The sequence below is a fragment of the Salmonella sp. SAL04213 genome, assembly GCF_046550535.1.
Lineage (GTDB): Bacteria > Pseudomonadota > Gammaproteobacteria > Enterobacterales > Enterobacteriaceae > Salmonella > Salmonella enterica.
In genome coordinates this window covers 54,972-72,793 of record NZ_JBGDXS010000007.1, presented here as the reverse complement: position 1 = coordinate 72,793, position 17,822 = coordinate 54,972, and the positions used below count along the sequence as shown (strand labels likewise).

The following is a 17,822-nucleotide window of genomic DNA, read 5'->3' as shown; positions in this document are numbered from 1 at the left end:
ACTTAGCTTTCCTCAGTGGCAACCAGCATGTAGCCAAACCCGCGAACCGTGCGAATGCGCAACTTGCCGACTTTGTCGCGCAAATTATGTATATGCACTTCCAGAGTGTTGGTCGAGGGTTCGTTATCCCAGTTGTAGATATCGTTATAAAGAATTTCCCGGTGCACCGGACTGCCTGCCTTGAGCATCAACCGTGAGAGCAACGCGTACTCCTTAGGCGTCAGGGTCAGTTCCTGTCCATCCCTCCATGCCTGATGGCGGCCTATATTGAGCGTCAGATTGCCAACCGTCAGTTCACTTTCACCCTGATTATTATGGCGGCGCAGCAGCGCGCGGATGCGGGCGTGCAACTCCTCCAGGGCGAAGGGTTTAACCAGATAATCATCTGCGCCGACATCCAGCCCGGTAATGCGGTCATTGAGCGTATCGCGGGCGGTCAGAATGAGTACCGGCAGGGTATATTTTTTCTGTCGGATTCGCGTCAGGAAATGCAGGCCATCCTCATCGGGCAGCCCTAAATCCAGCACCATCAGACTGTAATGACCAGACTCCAGACTATGCTCGGCGGCACGCGCTGTCGAAACGCCATCACACGCATAGCCTTCGGTTTGCGCGGCGAGTATTAACCCCTGTAATAATAGCGTGTCGTCTTCAACAATCAGTATCTTCATTCGCTTAGTCTCCTGCACGGTTGCAGAATATCATCTGCGGCCTGGTAATACGTCGTTTGTACGCCGGTTAATCCCAGCATGGTTGAGAAAAGATTGTCCTGTGAATAATCTAGCGTGCTCGCCCGTTTTTGCAGGCAGGCCTGATCCACCTGATAACGCTGTTGATAATCTTTAGAAAGCCAAATGAGCATCGGGACATGTTTTTGCGTATCCGGCGCAATGGAATACGGCAAACCGTGTAAATAAACGCCATTTTCACCCAATGATTCGCCGTGATCGGAAAGATAGACCAGGCTGGTGGTGAATTTATCCTGATGAGATTTCAGCAGGTTAATGGCTTTATCTACAATATAGTCCACGTACAGCACGGTATTATCATAGGTGTTGATCAACTGCTGTTGGGAACAGTTCTGAATTTCGTTAGTGTCACAGGTTGGGGTAAATTTTTTAAACTGCGGTGGATAACGGTTGTAATAGGTTGGGCCGTGGCTGCCGATGGTATGTAATACAATAACGCCATCGCCTTTCAAATGGTCGATATAGTCTTCCAGACCGTGAAATAACACTTCATCGTAGCACTCGCCGTCGATACATTGTCCGGGCAGGTTTAGCTCGGTGACATTTTGATGCGGAACGCGATCGCATGCGCCTTTACAGCCGCCGTCATTATCATTCCACAGTACGTTAATCCCCGCGCGCTGGATAATATCCAGCAGCCCTTCCTGGTGATGGGCCAGCTCTTCATCATAATGTTTGCGCGGCATATCAGAAAACATGCAGGGAACGGAGATCGCGGTCGCCGTACCGCAAGAGGTGGTATGCGGGAAGTAGATCACATCGTCTTTCGCCAGCCGCGGATTGGTGTCGCGCGGATAGCCGCCAAGAGAGAAATCATCGCCGCGCGAGGTTTCGCCAACGATGAGAATCGTCAGGTTTTTGCGATCGCCTTTCAGCATTAATGGATTGCGATGGGCATCCTCGCCAATGCGTACCAGCGGCAAATTCGCCAGCCGTTGATGCGAATACCATGACCAACTGGCGACAATACTGTTCGATGGGCTTAACGCTTTGATCAACTGTTTATTATTTCGAAATAGCGAGGCGTAATCTTTATAGAAAAAGGCGGCGACCAGAATAACTAATAAAATAGAGATCAGGACGCTGGCCAGGCGGTAAAGCCCGCTACGTAAGCGCGGCGTCGCCGGGCGGATTTTGACCCAGAAGGCAATCACGGCTGCCAGAACGCCGCTTAATCCCAGCGTCAGCACCATTTGCGGCGTCATCAGCGCAAAGGTTTCCGCGGGCGTGGTATCCATCATATTGGCGATCATGGAACGATCGATGATGATGCCGTAAGTCAAAATAAAATACTGCGCGGCAGCGCCGACCAGAATAAAAACGCAGGCCAGCAGTCGGTTTAGCCAAATAAATGAGGCCAGCGTCAGCACACTATTGACCACGCTAAACGCGACGACCGGCATGGAAATAAACACCAGTACATTGCGCAGCGAGTTTAACGGTAGGTCTTGTAGTACCTGCTTGTAGAACGCAATGTTCAGGCAGACGGCAATATAAAAGGAAAAAAGCAGAAGCCAGGCGATTTGCCCAAGAACAGGTCTTTTAAGAAAGCGCTTTAACATGTTGATGCGTCCATCGATTCGGTGACGCTAATCGTGACAAAGTAAAATTAAGTGAACCTTAAGAACTTAATGTTGGTGGTGGCCGGATAACCTGCGCTATCCGGCCTGTTGCGATAACATTAACTACACGTGGTCAATCCTGTTTAACCGGCGCATCCAGCGGATACGGGTTTTTGTGAATGCGGTTGTAGTTCAACGCATACAGCGCGGTGATCACCATCAACGTGACGAACGACCACATCACTTCTTTGGCGCCGGAACCGATGACCGCCCAGATGCAATACACAAACGCGACGAAGGTAATCAGCAGATACAGCGGGCGCGCTTTACCAAAGTGGCCGTGGCCCAACAGCAACAGCGCGGCACAGGTGTAAAGATAAGGCACCAGGGTGAAGATAACCGACACGGAGGAGACCAGACCAAACTCTTTCGCAGCGTTCGGCGACATACTGCTGAACTGGAAGATAGTCATCAGCACGCCGACGATAAGCAACCCAGCCACTGGCGTACCGGCTTTATTAACCCGCGCGAAGATCGGCGGGAAGAGACCATCGTCCGCCGCCGCTTTTGCGGTTTGACCGGCAAGCAGCGTCCAGCCGCCGAGAGAGCCCAGGCAACCCGCTGCCGCACAGAAGGAAACAATAGCCCCTGCGGTATCGCCCAGCGCCATACGCGCCGCGTCACCGAAAGGCGATGCCGACACACGCAGCGCCGCGTTGGGGATCATCCCCATAATCGCCGTTGTGGAGAGCACATAGCAGACGGCGGCGATCAGTACCCCGCCGATGGTGGCGATAGGCACGTTGCGTTTCGGGTTTTTGACCACCCCGGCCGCAACGGAGGCGCTTTCTACCCCGATGAATGACCACAGCGTAACGTTCAACGTGCTTTGAATCGCCCCGAAAGTATTCATGCCGCTCACGTTCCAGGCCGCCATATAGGTTTCGCCTTTAAACCAGAACCAGCCGAAGACCGCAATCCCTACGATAGGCACCAGCGCCAGTACGGTGGCGACGGCCTGTACGCGGGTAATCATTTTCGGCCCGACGATGTTCAGCAGAACAAAAATCCACAGCACCGCGACGCAGGTAAGCGTTAATACCAGCGGATCTTTCAGAATCGGGAAGAAATAGCTCAGATAGCCGACGCCGATAACGACCATCGCGATATTACCGATCCAGCATGCCAGCCAGTACAGCACGTTAGTTTGATAGCCCAAAAACGGCCCGAAGCAGCGGCGTGCGTAGGCATAAGAACCGCCGGGACTGGGATCTAAGGACGACATTTTGGCATAAACCATCGACAGCGCCAGGGCGCCGATGATAGTGACCAGCCATCCGTAGATTGCAATCCCGCCAGTGGCCGCCAGGTTGGCAGGGAGTAAGAATACCCCTGAACCCATAATATTCCCCGATACCATTAAGGTGACGGGGATTAGGCCCACTTTGTGAGCATCAGCATCCGAAGACATAATTTGGACTCCTGAAAAGGTGACTTCGTTACGATAAATTACGTCGTATCATACCCCCTCAGAATGCCGCTGAATTATGTCGGAGACGGGTTATCGCCAATGCTGTTATTATCGTGTCTTATCGTTGAGTGTAGAAAAATTAGGCAGCCGATCGTTCCCGATGTTGGCTAACATAATGCAGGGGGGTCATACCATAAAACTCTTTAAACACGGAAATAAAGTACGATGTGCTGTTATACCCACACAGCTGTGAGACTTGAGAGATATTCTTTCCGTCCATTAATAATTGGTTTACGGCATAACGCATTCGGCAGGTCGTGATTATTTGGCTATAACTGGTATTCTCGTTTTTGAGCTTTTTCTTTAACAAGCTTGGACTCAGGCACAGGCAACTGGCAACGGCGCTCAGATTCCAGTCTTTATGAATATCGCTCTGAATGATGTGGTAAACGCTGTCACTGATGCGGCTGCGCAGCATGTGCATTAACAAAGAAATAAATTTTTTGTGGTCAAGAAAGCGGGATAAAACGGTGAAAAGGAGCGCACGGGTACGTTCACTAACAATTTCATCTGGTGTTTCCATCGCGCTGTAGCGGGCGGCGACCCTGAAGATATCCGGCGTCAGACAGTTGGCGGTCAATAAGGGATCGGCGTTGCGTTGCCAGACGGGAAGGTGTGAGAGATCTTTATTCAGGAATTGTAAATAGTCTTTAATATTATTGCGACTCACTTGTATTACTAGCACGCTATTTAATGATGAAATGTCAATAACGTTATTTTCACAAGCCAGAATGGCCATATAATTCGCTTTTAAACTGATTGGCTCCTTACCATTTACTCGTAACCATGTATCTTTTTCGGTTAATAACACTATGCAAGGCTCGTTGCTGCAAATCCTCATACCCGAACTCCTGGAATATGAACATAAAAGACCGGATCTCGCCAAACGGGAGAGATAACGGGGACTGAGTCAATTGTGTGATGAATTGAAACTGCACTAAAATAACTTTCCTGAATAATATTACAATATTTGTACGATGAATTAGGGTGTACAAAAAGTTGTACGCGAGTGGCAACTTGTCATTTTTGTATAAAAAAAGCGCGGGATGGGGCCCGCGCAAAAAGGTATGACAGTATTATTGTTTTGCAGCAATACTCAGGGAATACATGCCATCCTCAAAAAAAAGACTCTTTGTGATTAGGCTTTCACGCACATAACGTGATATACGCCATCAATAATTTCCGTGCCTTCGGTTTCATGCTCAAAGCCAGGGAAGTGATGATCCCAGGATTGCAGTGAGCGTAAGTAACCCACCTGCGGACTGTTTTCATCGCCAAAGTTTTCACCGGAGAGCAACATCGGGATGCCTGGCGGGTAAGGAATAACGGAGTTCGCCGCAATGCGACCCGGTAGATTTTCAATCGCCACCATTTCAATATTGTCGTTCACGATCGCGTTGTAGGCGTCGCGCGGGGTAATCTCCGCAACCGGCAGGGTGGAATAGGCGGCGTTGAGACGGGCGCCCGGGTTATTTTCACGTAGCCAGGCAAACATTTTATCGCCCAGGTCATGAATACCCATGTTCGCGTAAGTGTCAGGATAATCCTGCACCAGTTCCGGCATCACCTGCGCCAGCGGCGTATTCGCGTCGTAATGATGTTTGAAGGAGCACAGCGTGTTGATCAGCGTTCCCCATTTCCCGCGAGTTACCCCCATAGAGAACAGGAACATAATCTGAAAGTCGGTGGTGCGGGTCGGCACGATACCGTGGCGGCCAAGCCATGCTGTGACCAGCGCAGCAGGTACGCCGGATGCTTCCAGTTCGCCATCGTCGCCCATACCCGGCGCTAGGATACTGACTTTAATCGGGTCCAGCATACTCCAGTTATCCGGCAGGTCTTTAAAGCCGTGCCAGGTTTCCCCGGGGCGCATGACCCAGCAGTTCTGGTCGGTGGCCAGCAGTTTTGCCGGCGCGTCAGCGAAGTCATATGTTTTACCGGTTTGTGGATCGGTGACGACGTCTTTATTCCACGGTTTAAAGAACCAGTCGCCTTCATCGGTAAACTCTTTATAAAGACGCGCCATCGCCTGACGGAAATCAACCGCTTCGTCAATCACCTCTTGAGTCAGGGACAGGCCACTGTTACCGTCCATCATCGATACCGCCACATCGTTGGATGCGCAGATGGCATATAACGGAGAGGTGGTGGCATGCATCATATATGCCTGGTTGAAGCGGGAGAAATTCACCGCGCCACGGCCTTCACGGACGTGAATGTAGGAAGCTTGTGAAAGCGCATTCAGGAGTTTGTGCGTGGAGTGGGTGGCAAACACGGTCGGACCGTTATGGTCGCCTGGCTCGCCGCGCATCGCGTAGTGATCGCAATAAATCGGGTTGAAGCGCGCATAGCCGTACCATGCTTCGTCGAAGTGAATGCGATCGCTGGTTTTTGCCAGCAGATCTTGCGCCTCTTTGGCGTTATAGCATACGCCGTCATAGGTACAGTTGGTCACTACGCTGTAAGACGGTTTCTGTCCGGCTTTAGTTTTGGTCAGCGGGCTGGCGCTGATTTTTTTCTGCAAGGTTTCAGGCTGCATTTCCTGCGGGTAGATTGGCCCGATAATGCCGTAACGGTTACGGCTTGGCACCATATATACCGGTTTGGCCCCAGTGAGGATCAGCCCCTGCTCGATGGATTTATGGCAGTTACGATCCAGTACAACGACATCATTATCCGTCATACAGGCCTGCATAATAGTACGGTTAGAACCTGAGGTCCCGACAACCACGGACCAGGAGCGGTCAGCACCGAACACGCGGGCGGCGTTTTTCTCGCTTTCGCCAAACGCGCCGGTATGGTCGAGGAGTGAACCGAGCGTGGTACGCTCAATCCCCATATCGCTGCGGAACAGGTTTTCGCCATAATAATCGTGATAAAAGCGACCGGCAGGCGTTTTAGTGAAACCGACGCCGCCCTGGTGTCCCGGCGCTGCCCATGAATATTCATGAATGTCGCTGTATTTCATCAACGCGTTAAACAGCGGCGGTAACAGTTGCTGGCGATACCGGGTCATGGCGGCAACGGCGCGTCCGGCGATAAAGTCAGCGGTGTCTTCCAGAATCCAGGCGAATTCATCGACAAGCTCCAGCAGGTCGCGGTCCAGCGATGCCGTCGCTTTTTCCCTGTCGCCTAACAGGAAAACGGGCACGTTTTGCTGACGCTCGTGAAGCTTACCGATCAATTGCCTGACGCTCAGGTGCTCATCCGGTTGTTCCATTTGGTAGCTAAACATCAGACAGTCAATGGCTTCGTTCGCGGACAAGATGGCATAGCCGTCATCGAAGGATGTCGATTTAATGACGGTAACATTTTGTTGGCTCAAGGCATCCGCCAGACGCTCAACCGCGTTGCCAACCCAGGTGTCCTGATGCAGAAACTCACTTTCAACAATTAATACTTTCATCATCTTTTACCCGGTTGTGGAGGCCGTGCAATTTACGCCTTGCCGACCCGCCGTATGAATGTGACGTGGGCAAGTATTACCCCGTCAAATAGGGGGTGTAAAGTGATGGAATAATGGTCAGTTATTGATATTATTGTTTAATAAACAATGGGTTAATTATTGATATCGAGCGATTTCACCTGCCGTTTATCGACAGGTGAATTATTTTTTTGGCTGATAGTGGTATCCGGCTTTAGCCGGGCATCGTCTGGCGTCGTTGCTGACTTAGCTTGCGGTATTGTTGCGGCGACATACCGACAAATTTGCTAAAAGTACTGTAAAAACGGCTGCTGGATCGGAACCCGGCAGTCAGAGCGACATCGAGGATCGTTTTGTCAGTATCGCTCAATAAGGCACGTACGTGATTGATGCGCATCGCCGTGATGTACTGCTTCATCGTCAATTGCATAACCCGCTGGAATATTCCCATCGCGTAATTAGCATTGAGTTTGACATGCTCCGCGACGTCGTTAATGGTGAGCGCCTGATCGTAGTTATCGGCAATAAATCCCAGCATCTGGCTTACGTAAAACTGCGCATGGCGTGAGACGCTATTCTTGTGGGTGCGTGATGTTTTATTGAGCAAAATGGGCTGCCAGCCGGAAAGGCTAAAGCGTTTAAGCATCAGGCCGATTTCATCGATCGCCAACTGGCGAATTTGCTCATTCGGGCTGCTTGTTTCCTGCTGCCAGCGCAACACTTCAAAGGTGCTAAGCTGCTGGGTCGCCAGTGATTTAACCACCATCCCGTGCGTGACGTGGTTGATAAGATCGCGATCCAGCGGCCAGGAGAGAAACAGGTGCATCGGCAAACTGAAAATCGCCATCTGGCGGCAGTTGCCGGGGCGGGTAAGCTGGTGTGGCGTACAGGCCCAAAACAGGGTGATGTGTCCCTGCTTTATCTGCACGACTTCATTGTTGATTAAATACTCCACATCGCCGTCAAACGGAACATTCACTTCTACTTGCCCATGCCAGTGACTGCTGGCCATTCTGTGCGGCGGCCTCAGTTCAACGTCCAGTCGTTGATATTCGGAATAGAGCGACAGCGGGCTACGGGTTTGCTTTTCATCGCCGTTGCACATGTGCGGGTCGGGCGGGAGGAGGGATATTGCTTGCGTACTCATCGTCACTCCATTTCCTGAATTATCAGAATTATGCCCCTTTAGCCGGGAGGAAACCGGGAATCCGGACACAGAATCCGTCGATATTGTAGAGCGTAGCCTGACTATCAGGCCGAATACTCTGCTTTTTACGCCATTTTGTCCCAAAAACTCAGATCTCCCGCGCGTCAGCATACGATCTGAGTTTTCGGGAATGCTCATCGGGGAAGACGGAGGTTTTCACCGGGAACGCGTGCCACCATGAAGGTGTTCACTACTGTTCTGGAGAGTCATGATGACGGCACCCAAAATTACCTTTATCGGCGCAGGTTCTACGATTTTCGTCAAAAATATCCTCGGCGATGTGTTTCACCGCGAGGCGCTAAAATCAGCGCATGTCGCCCTGATGGATATTGACGAAACCCGGCTGGAAGAGTCGCACATTGTGGTACGGAAACTGATGGACTCAGCGGGCGCTTCTGGCCGGATTACCTGCCATACCAACCAGAAAGCGGCGCTACAGGATGCGGATTTCGTGGTGGTCGCCTTTCAGATTGGCGGCTATGAACCCTGCACCGTGACCGATTTTGAGGTTTGTAAGCGTCATGGCCTGGAACAGACGATTGCCGATACGCTGGGGCCGGGCGGCATTATGCGCGCGCTGCGGACTATCCCGCATCTGTGGCGGATTTGCGAAGACATGACGGAAGTCTGTCCGAAGGCCACCATGCTCAATTACGTCAACCCGATGGCGATGAATACCTGGGCGATGTATGCCCGCTATCCTCATATCAAACAGGTCGGCCTGTGCCATTCGGTACAGGGAACGGCGGAAGAACTGGCGCGCGACCTGAATATCGATCCCGCCTCGCTGCGCTACCGCTGCGCCGGCATTAACCACATGGCGTTTTACCTCGAACTGGAGCGCAAAACGGCTGACGGGACTTATGTCGATCTCTATCCTGAATTGCTGGCGGCCTATGACGCCGGACAGGCGCCGAAGCCCAATATTCACGGCAATGAACGCTGCCAGAACATTGTGCGCTACGAGATGTTCAAAAAGTTGGGCTACTTCGTCACCGAGTCATCAGAGCATTTTGCCGAGTACACGCCGTGGTTTATTAAACCGGGACGCGAAGATCTGATTGCGCGCTACAAGGTGCCGCTGGATGAATATCCGAAACGCTGCGTAGAACAACTGGCGAACTGGCATAAAGAACTGGAGGAGTATAAAACCGCCGAGCGTATCGACATCAAACCGTCCCGCGAGTACGCCAGCACCATTATGAACGCTCTGTGGACCGGCGAGCCGAGCGTGATTTACGGCAATGTGCGTAATGAGGGGCTGATTGATAACCTGCCGCAGGGAAGCTGCGTGGAAGTGGCTTGTCTGGTGGATGCCAACGGCATTCAACCGACGAAGGTGGGGACGATCCCTTCCCATCTGGCGGCGATGATGCAGACCAACATCAACGTGCAAACGCTGTTGACCGAAGCCATCCTCACGGAAAACCGCGATCGCGTGTATCACGCGGCGATGATGGACCCTCATACCGCAGCGGTGCTGGGTATCGAAGAAATCTATGCGTTGGTTGACGATCTGATCGCCGCGCATGGCGACTGGCTTCCGGCCTGGTTACGCCGTTAATCTCCAGCCGCGCTGGACGGCAGATCCGGCGTTTAACCTCTACTAACAGAAGGCGGGCGCTGGTAACAGCGACCCGGTACCCTATGAGCATCTCTCTGACAACAAAGCTGAGTTACGGGTTTGGTGCGTTTGGTAAGGATTTCGCCATCGGCATTGTGTATATGTACCTGATGTATTACTACACCGATGTGGTGGGACTCTCGGTCGGCCTCGTCGGCACCCTCTTTCTGGTCGCGCGAATCTGGGATGCGATAAACGATCCCATCATGGGCTGGATTGTCAACGCCACGCGTTCGCGGTGGGGGAAATTTAAGCCGTGGATATTGATCGGCACCTTAACCAATTCGCTGGTGCTTTTCCTGCTGTTCAGCGCCCATCTTTTTGAGGGAACCGCGCAGGTTGTATTTGTCTGCGTAACCTACATCCTGTGGGGCATGACGTATACCATTATGGATATCCCATTTTGGTCGCTGGTGCCGACCATTACGCTTGATAAGCGAGAACGCGAACAACTGGTGCCGTTCCCGCGTTTCTTCGCCAGTCTGGCTGGCTTCGTCACTGCCGGTATAACGCTGCCGTTTGTGAACTACGTTGGCGGAGCGGATCGTGGGTTCGGCTTTCAGATGTTTACGCTGGTACTGATTGCGTTTTTTATCGCCTCGACTATCGTGACATTACGCAACGTACATGAGGTGTACTCCTCCGACAACGGAGTAACGGCGGGCCGCCCACATCTGACGTTAAAAACGATCGTTGGATTGATATACAAAAACGATCAGCTCTCTTGCCTGTTGGGAATGGCGCTGGCGTATAACATTGCCTCCAATATTATCAATGGCTTTGCGATCTACTACTTCACCTATGTGATTGGCGATGCCGATCTTTTTCCCTATTACCTTTCTTACGCCGGCGCGGCGAATCTGCTGACGCTGATTGTCTTCCCCCGGCTGGTGAAAATGTTATCGCGGCGGATATTGTGGGCGGGCGCCTCCGTGATGCCCGTTCTGAGTTGCGCAGGGCTCTTCGCGATGGCGTTGGCGGATGTCCATAATGCCGCTTTAATCGTGGCGGCGGGTATTTTCCTGAATATCGGGACCGCGCTCTTTTGGGTGCTTCAGGTGATCATGGTGGCGGATACGGTCGATTATGGGGAATTTAAGCTCAATATTCGCTGCGAGAGTATCGCTTATTCCGTACAGACGATGGTCGTGAAGGGCGGCTCGGCGTTTGCGGCGTTCTTTATCGCTCTGGTGCTGGGGCTGATTGGCTACACGCCGAACGTGGCGCAGTCTGCGCAAACCCTGCAGGGGATGCAGTTTATTATGATTGTCCTGCCGGTACTGTTTTTCATGATGACGTTGGTTCTCTACTTCCGCTACTACCGTTTGAACGGCGATATGCTGCGCAAGATTCAGATCCACCTGCTGGATAAATACCGGAAAACGCCGCCATTCGTCGAGCAGCCGGATAGCCCGGCGATTTCTGTGGTAGCGACCAGCGATGTAAAAGCGTGAGCATGGTCTCTCGTGCAGGCCGGATAAGCGTAGCGCCATCCGGCAATTAACCGATAACGCGGCCCGGGAGAACGCCGGGCCTGCCAGGTTATTTCGCGCAGTTAGCGCACTGTTTGCTGACAATCTGCTGGAAGAAATCGTTGCCTTTGTCATCCACCAGGATAAAGGCCGGGAAATCTTCTACTTCAATTTTCCAGATAGCTTCCATGCCGAGCTCCGGATACTCGACGCACTCCAGATGCTTAATGCTCTGCTGTGCCAGTACCGCCGCCGGGCCGCCGATACTGCCCAAATAAAAGCCGCCGTGTTTTTTACAGGCATCCGTGACCTGCTGACTACGGTTGCCTTTCGCCAGCATGATCATACTGCCGCCGTGGGATTGCAGTAGATCGACATAAGAGTCCATTCGGCCTGCGGTGGTGGGGCCTAATGAACCAGATGGATAACCTGCCGGGGTTTTTGCCGGACCTGCGTAATAGATGGGATGGTCTTTAATATACTGCGGCAGGTCTTCGCCGGATTCAATACGCTCTTTTAGCTTCGCGTGGGCGATATCGCGACCTACGATAATGGTGCCCGTCAGCGACAGGCGAGTCGAGACCGGGTACTGCGATAGCTGGGCGAGGATCTCTTTCATCGGACGGTTGAGATCGACTTTCACCGCGTCGCCTTCGCCCGCCTGACGCAGCGCTGGCGGAATATACTGGCCCGGATTGTGTTCCAGTTTTTCGATCCAGATGCCTTCGCGGTTGATTTTCGCTTTGATGTTACGGTCGGCCGAGCAGGAGACGCCCATCCCCACCGGACAGGAAGCGCCGTGACGCGGCAGGCGAATTACGCGAATATCGTGGGCGAAATATTTCCCGCCGAACTGGGCGCCGAGGCCAAGTTTTTGCGCTTCTTCCAGCAGTTCCTGTTCCAGGTGGAGATCGCGGAATGCCTGGCCGTGCTCGTTACCTTCCGTCGGCAGCGCGTCGTAATAGTGGGTGCTGGCGAGTTTAACGGTTTTCAGCGTGCTTTCCGCCGAGGTGCCGCCAATGACAAAGGCGATATGGTATGGCGGACAGGCCGCGGTGCCCAGCGTGCGCATTTTCTCAACGAGGAAGTTTTTCAGCTTGCCTGGGGTGAGCAGCGCTTTGGTCTCCTGATAGAGATACGTTTTGTTTGCTGAACCGCCGCCTTTCGCCACGCAAAGGAACTTGTACTCGTCGCCATCAACGGCATAGAGATCGATTTGCGCTGGCAGGTTGCTGCCGGTATTGACCTCTTTGTACATATCCAGCGGCGCGTTCTGCGAGTAGCGCAGGTTATCTTCGATATAGGTATTAAACACGCCTTTGGAGAGCGCGGCTTCATCGCCGCCTCCCGTCCAGACGCGTTGGCCTTTTTTACCCATGATAATCGCCGTGCCGGTATCCTGGCAGGTTGGCAGAACGCCTTTGGCGGCGATCTCGGAGTTTCTCAGGAATTGCAACGCCACATATTTGTCGTTTTCGCTGGCTTCGGGGTCATTGAGAATGGCGGCGACTTGCTGCTGGTGTTCAGGACGGAGCATAAAAGACGCATCATGGAAGGCCTGCTGAGCCAGCAACGTTAACGCCTGCGGCTCAACGTTGAGGATAGATTCTCCGTTGAATTCACTGACGCTGACATAATCGGAGGTGAGCAGATAATACTCTGTTTTGTCCTCTCCCATCGGGAAAGGCGCCTGATAGATAAACTCTTTTTTCGACATGTGCTTCCAGCCTAATAGTAAGAAAATGTATTAAGAGCCTCATGGGCCAGGCTCTAAGTCGCGCGCCGCGCATAACTTGGCGGCGCGCGCGGCCATTACAGGAATCCGTACATTGCGGCAAAGATCCAGCCAAAGACGCAGGAGACGCTCACGCCAATCAAACCCGGCAGAATGAAGCTGTGGTTAATGACGAAGCGGCCAATACGGGTTGTGCCGGAACGGTCAAACTGAATCGCCGCCAGATCGCTTGGGTAGGTCGGCAGGATATAGTAGCCATAACATGCCGGCGCAGAGGCCACGATATACGCCGGATCGACACCGATAGCCAGCGCGACGGGAACAATCGCCGCCAGCGCCGCGGCCTGGGAGTTAACAAACTTGGAGACCAGCAGCAGAACGATGGCGTAGGCCCACGGATACTCTTTGACCATTTCGCCCAGCACGCCCTGAATTTCCGACATATGCGCGCCGAACATGGTTTCCGCCATCCAGGCGATCCCGTATACCGCGACAATCGCAATCATACCGGAACGAAAAACTTCGTTTTTTGAGATAGACGCAGGATTGGTTTTGGTCAGGATGATAATGAGCGCCCCGGTCAGCAGCATAAACATCTGAATGACCAGCACCATCGACAACGGTTTGCCGCCGAAGGTTGGACGTAAGTCGGAGTCCGCGCCCAGGAGAGCGACCACGGCAATCGCCGCCAGGAAGATCCACATCGCCAGCCAGTTGCTTTTCGGCAGTTTTTTATCCAGCAGCGTCGCGGTATCGCCGTACACGTACTGACGGTTTTCCGGTACGGAAATAAATTTCTGAAACGCTTCGTCTTTATCCAGATCTTTACCGCGGAACCAACTAAAAATACCGATTGCCAGGATACCGAGCAGGGTAGACGGGATGGTGATCGACAGCAGATCGAGGAACTCCAGATGTTTTCCGTCAAATGTCACGTTGCCCAGCATCGCTACCAGAGAAACAACGGCGACGGAAACCGGACTGGCGATGATACCCATTTGCGCGCCGATAGAACTGGCCGCCATTGGACGTTCCGGACGGATATTATTCTTGATCGCCACGTCATAGATAATCGGCAAAATGGTGTAGACCACGTGGCCTGTCCCACACAGAATCGTCAGGGTACAGGTGACGAACGGCGCCACAATAGAGACGTATTTGGGGTTGCGACGCAGCAGCTTTTCGGCAATCTGCAGCATCACATCCAGCCCGCCTGACGCCTGCAACGTCGCCGACGCGGCGACTACCGCGATAATGACCAGCATTACGTCAACGGGCGGTTTACCTGGCTGGAGATGGAAAACAAACACCAGAATGACCAGACCAATACCGCCCAACAACCCGAGCGCGATCCCGCCCTTTCGGGCGCCATAAAACAGACATATTAATATTATGAGAAGCTGTATACTAAATAACATTTTTATTTATCCTCGCGATAAACCCAGTCAATTTTGATAAATGGATCACAGCCATCTTCTGATTTGTGTGAATGAGCATCAGGAAATGACGAATATTCAATGCGCCAGTGGCGACGATTAACGATTAAGCTTTTTACAGAGTTGCTTTAAGTAATTATTTTCTTGCGATGGTGATGTTCAGAGGGAAGCACCCTCTGGCGATGGGCAGGTGGAGTCAGCGAGAGCAGTAAATTATGATTTGTCTGTTTTAAAAACAGGCGTTTATTATTTAATTTTTGTGTCTCGCCATCAGGTAAATCACGAGATAAAGCGAACAGAATGTGACTTATGTGATCATTGTCACGCCATTTTTTTAAATTATTAGTATGGCGTGTGGAGACGCGTATCTGCTCACCAATATACGTATTGTCCATAGGCGTAGCACAAGCTCCATTGCTACAAACATAATTTTATTTAAGTGTCAGGAAAATTCCGGACAAATCCCTTTTTTAATAAAAATACACACTCTCGGCATGGGATAATACTTAATTAACTTTTGTTAGCGTTTTGAAATTAAAAACAGCGCAGAGCGCTGTAATAATAGAAAATAACGTTAACAGGCCTGGGTTGAGTATATTTGATCTGACACAATTTCCCAGGTTTGTTATTAATGTGATAGCGTTTTTATTGGCATTGTTATAATAAATGTTACCAGGATATAACGCTTCGCGTCGGCTTTATGCGGTATCCTTACTGACAATATTGTTTCAGTAAAGAGTAATGTTCCGGCTGAACGCGGTAGCGGTAAACCGGCCTGCCGGTCACGCCGTAATGAATACTGGTAAACAAGATATGGCAATTCACCAGCCAGATGAGATATTTACGGCAGGAGACGCGCGAGATATTCACTTCGTTGGCCAACTCGTCGGTAGAAAATTCCTGCTCCTGATGCGCATCAATCCACTGGCATAAGGTGCGTAGCGTTTGCTGCGTCAGCCCTTTTGGTAGCCGACGAGGCTCCTGCTCGCTGGATGAATTACCGTGAATGAGCAGGTCAAGCTCAGACTGTTCGTAATACTGGCGTTTTTCCATCGCCGTTTTCTTACGTAGCCAGCCGGTCAACGCTTCTTCAAAGCGCGTGGCCTGAAAAGGCTTGATCAGATAATCCACCACGCCGTAGTGAAGCGAATCTTTAATGGTGGCGGCGTCAGCGGCAGAAGAAATGACAATAACGTCGCTTTTGCAGCCTGCGCTGTGCAGGACAGGCAGCAGATCCAATCCGTTTTCCTGCTGCATGTAGATATCCAGCAGGATTAGGTCAATGTGATTTTCACTGTTGAAGATAAACTCTTTCGCTTTTTCCAGCGTCGAAGCGGTTCCACAACAATGAAAACCGGAGATTTGCGCGACATAGCGGCGATTTAACTCCGCGACCATCGCATCGTCATCGACAATTAATACATTGATCATAGGCTGGTCCTTTTTCCATCCCAGGGTAACTGTACAAAAAATTGTGTGAAGATCCCAGGCTCGGACTCCACGGAAATTACGCCGCCAAGCGCTTCAACCTGCTGTTTAACCAGCGCTAAACCGACGCCGCGTTCGGCGCCTTTCGACGAGACGCCTTTTTCAAAAATCGCCTCGATGCGCTCAGGTTCGATACCCGGACCGTCATCGCTCACTTCGCAATGCAGCCAGCCATGACGGTAGTGTAACGAGACGCTGATTTCGCCGCCGGATTCCTGGCTCAACGCTTCCAGCGCGTTTTCAATCAAATTACCCAGCGCCGTAATCAGCACCGTAACCTGATCTTCATTGTTATTATCCGGTAACTGGCTGTCGCTGCTTATCACCAGGCTGTGCCCGAAATCAGAGGCGCGAGTAATCTTACTGAGCAAAAAGCCAGCGATAATCGGCGACTTTATTTTACCCAGCAACAAACCGATCTCTTCCTGATAGTTATTGGCCGTCTTGATAATATACGCTTCAAGCTGCTTATAACTCTTCAGGTGCAATAATCCCAGAATCACATGTAATTTGTTCATGAATTCGTGGGATCGTTCACGGAGCGCATCCGCGTAGTTCACCATCCCGTCCAACCGCTGCATCAGTTGGCGAACTTCTGTTTTATCCCTGAAGGTGGATATCGCGCCGATAATTTCGCCGTTGCTGCGCACCGGAACGGTATTCACCAGCAGCAGGCGGCCTTTGACGATGATCTCTTCATCGCGGCGCGGCGTACCGTCACGCAACACTTCGCTAATGTCCACCACCTGCGACCAGGCATGACTCAGGGTGGATAATCTGGCGTCATCCTGCGTTTTTCGATAATCGAGCAGCGCCTGCGCCGCATGGTTAATCAACGTGACTTCGCCGCTATCATCCACGGCGATAACGCCCTCTTTGATTGACTGCAGCATCGCCTGGCGTTGTTCAAACAGGGTTGAGATCTCATAGGGTTCGAGGCCAAACAGGATACGTTTCAGCACCTTGACCAGCGCATACGTGCCTAATAACCCCACCAGAGCGCCGAACAGAATGGACCAGATAATACTGCCGCGGCTATTGTTGATCTGCTGCGTAACGTGACTGAGTTCCAGGCCAATCGCTACCACGCCGATCTGCCGGTGATGTTCATCATAAACCGGTGTGAAAACGCGCAGCGCTTTGGCAAGAAAGCCGCGATTAATGGCAACGTTTTCCTTTCCCTGCAGCGCGAGCAGAATGTCATCGCCTTTGAACGGTTGGCCGATTCGCTGCGTTTCTGGGTGTGAATAACGGATGCCCTGCATGTTGGTCACCACAATAAACAAAAAGCCATTATGCTGGCTCACCGCTTCGGCGAGCGTCTGAATGCCGCTTTCCGCAGGCGGTTTTTTCAGCCCCTCGCGAACTGCCGGAGAGTCCGCCAGCGAGCGAGCCACCGCCAGCGCTTTATCTGCCAGCGCGTCGCGCGTCATGCTGCTGATTTGCGAAAAATAGATCAGATGGACCACAACGAGCACTGAAAACAAAACGGCGCTGACCATCAGAATGACGGTAGTGCCGAGTTTCATGGGGCGTTTGCGTAACGCCCGGCATGGCAGGGAGTGTTTCATAGTGGACCTGAGCGGACGAATCG

Annotated in this window: 13 protein-coding genes; 2 read left to right on the top strand and 11 right to left on the bottom strand. The window is 51.9% G+C overall.

What is annotated here, in order from left to right:
• Window positions 1-2 precede the first annotated feature (2 nt).
• The 6 genes from pmrA to melR all read right to left on the bottom strand — a co-directional run bounded on the left by pmrA (window position 3) and on the right by melR (window position 8,413).
• A complete protein-coding gene (pmrA, locus tag ACLJPQ_RS17175; protein ID WP_080184864.1) occupies window positions 3-671 on the bottom strand; it encodes a two-component system response regulator PmrA in 669 nt (222 codons plus the stop codon).
• On the bottom strand, window positions 668-2,311 hold the full coding sequence (gene eptA / locus ACLJPQ_RS17170) for a phosphoethanolamine transferase EptA (RefSeq protein ID WP_000919290.1): 1,644 nt from the start codon (window positions 2,309-2,311) through the stop codon (window positions 668-670). The genes pmrA and eptA overlap by 4 nt, the downstream gene beginning before the upstream one ends.
• Before the next feature lie 133 nt (window positions 2,312-2,444).
• Window positions 2,445-3,782, bottom strand: coding sequence for an arginine/agmatine antiporter (adiC, locus tag ACLJPQ_RS17165; RefSeq protein ID WP_000093130.1), 1,338 nt, complete (start codon window positions 3,780-3,782; stop codon window positions 2,445-2,447).
• Window positions 3,783-3,921: 139 nt separating this feature from the next.
• Window positions 3,922-4,683, bottom strand: a complete 762-nt coding sequence (locus ACLJPQ_RS17160; protein ID WP_001217083.1) for an AraC family transcriptional regulator — start codon at window positions 4,681-4,683, stop codon at window positions 3,922-3,924.
• A gap of 297 nt (window positions 4,684-4,980) precedes the next feature.
• Window positions 4,981-7,248 carry an arginine decarboxylase gene (gene adiA / locus ACLJPQ_RS17155; protein WP_001538051.1) on the bottom strand — a complete coding sequence of 756 codons (2,268 nt, stop codon included), beginning with the start codon at window positions 7,246-7,248 and terminating at the stop codon, window positions 4,981-4,983.
• Between the two features lie 232 nt (window positions 7,249-7,480).
• Window positions 7,481-8,413, bottom strand: a complete 933-nt coding sequence (gene melR, locus ACLJPQ_RS17150; protein WP_000106992.1) for a transcriptional regulator MelR — start codon at window positions 8,411-8,413, stop codon at window positions 7,481-7,483.
• 268 nt (window positions 8,414-8,681) lie between these two features.
• Between melR and melA the strand changes: the two genes are divergently transcribed.
• A complete protein-coding gene (melA, locus tag ACLJPQ_RS17145; protein WP_001527488.1) occupies window positions 8,682-10,037 on the top strand; it encodes an alpha-galactosidase in 1,356 nt (451 codons plus the stop codon).
• A gap of 83 nt (window positions 10,038-10,120) precedes the next feature.
• On the top strand, window positions 10,121-11,551 hold the full coding sequence (melB, locus tag ACLJPQ_RS17140) for a melibiose:sodium transporter MelB (protein WP_000028070.1): 1,431 nt from the start codon (window positions 10,121-10,123) through the stop codon (window positions 11,549-11,551).
• 88 nt (window positions 11,552-11,639) lie between these two features.
• On the opposite strand, the gene fumA is transcribed toward melB, so the two are convergent.
• The 5 genes from fumA to ACLJPQ_RS17115 all read right to left on the bottom strand — a co-directional run bounded on the left by fumA (window position 11,640) and on the right by ACLJPQ_RS17115 (window position 17,799).
• Complete coding sequence (fumA, locus tag ACLJPQ_RS17135) at window positions 11,640-13,286, bottom strand: class I fumarate hydratase FumA (protein WP_080184865.1); 1,647 nt, start codon at window positions 13,284-13,286, stop codon at window positions 11,640-11,642.
• A 95-nt stretch (window positions 13,287-13,381) separates the two neighbouring features.
• Entirely contained in the window at window positions 13,382-14,722 is a 1,341-nt protein-coding gene (gene dcuB / locus ACLJPQ_RS17130) for an anaerobic C4-dicarboxylate transporter DcuB (protein ID WP_000899149.1), read from the bottom strand.
• A gap of 146 nt (window positions 14,723-14,868) precedes the next feature.
• Entirely contained in the window at window positions 14,869-15,135 is a 267-nt protein-coding gene (locus tag ACLJPQ_RS17125; RefSeq protein WP_001519837.1) for a hypothetical protein, read from the bottom strand.
• A 316-nt stretch (window positions 15,136-15,451) separates the two neighbouring features.
• Entirely contained in the window at window positions 15,452-16,171 is a 720-nt protein-coding gene (gene dcuR / locus ACLJPQ_RS17120) for a two-component system response regulator DcuR (RefSeq protein ID WP_000611307.1), read from the bottom strand.
• Window positions 16,168-17,799, bottom strand: coding sequence for a sensor histidine kinase (locus ACLJPQ_RS17115; RefSeq protein ID WP_000682911.1), 1,632 nt, complete (start codon window positions 17,797-17,799; stop codon window positions 16,168-16,170). The genes dcuR and ACLJPQ_RS17115 overlap by 4 nt, the downstream gene beginning before the upstream one ends.
• Window positions 17,800-17,822: the final 23 nt, after the last annotated feature.

Bases quoted from the DNA above. Each gene is read 5' to 3' on its own strand.
- pmrA (WP_080184864.1), bottom strand. From the start codon at position 671: ATGAAGATACTGATTGTTGAAGACGACACGCTATTATTACAGGGGTTA.
- eptA (WP_000919290.1), bottom strand. From the start codon at position 2,311: ATGTTAAAGCGCTTTCTTAAAAGACCTGTTCTTGGGCAAATCGCCTGG.
- adiC (WP_000093130.1), bottom strand. From the start codon at position 3,782: ATGTCTTCGGATGCTGATGCTCACAAAGTGGGCCTAATCCCCGTCACC.
- ACLJPQ_RS17160 (WP_001217083.1), bottom strand. From the start codon at position 4,683: ATGAGGATTTGCAGCAACGAGCCTTGCATAGTGTTATTAACCGAAAAA.
- adiA (WP_001538051.1), bottom strand. From the start codon at position 7,248: ATGAAAGTATTAATTGTTGAAAGTGAGTTTCTGCATCAGGACACCTGG.
- melR (WP_000106992.1), bottom strand. From the start codon at position 8,413: ATGAGTACGCAAGCAATATCCCTCCTCCCGCCCGACCCGCACATGTGC.
- melA (WP_001527488.1), top strand. From the start codon at position 8,682: ATGATGACGGCACCCAAAATTACCTTTATCGGCGCAGGTTCTACGATT.
- melB (WP_000028070.1), top strand. From the start codon at position 10,121: ATGAGCATCTCTCTGACAACAAAGCTGAGTTACGGGTTTGGTGCGTTT.
- fumA (WP_080184865.1), bottom strand. From the start codon at position 13,286: ATGTCGAAAAAAGAGTTTATCTATCAGGCGCCTTTCCCGATGGGAGAG.
- dcuB (WP_000899149.1), bottom strand. From the start codon at position 14,722: ATGTTATTTAGTATACAGCTTCTCATAATATTAATATGTCTGTTTTAT.
- ACLJPQ_RS17125 (WP_001519837.1), bottom strand. From the start codon at position 15,135: ATGGACAATACGTATATTGGTGAGCAGATACGCGTCTCCACACGCCAT.
- dcuR (WP_000611307.1), bottom strand. From the start codon at position 16,171: ATGATCAATGTATTAATTGTCGATGACGATGCGATGGTCGCGGAGTTA.
- ACLJPQ_RS17115 (WP_000682911.1), bottom strand. From the start codon at position 17,799: ATGAAACACTCCCTGCCATGCCGGGCGTTACGCAAACGCCCCATGAAA.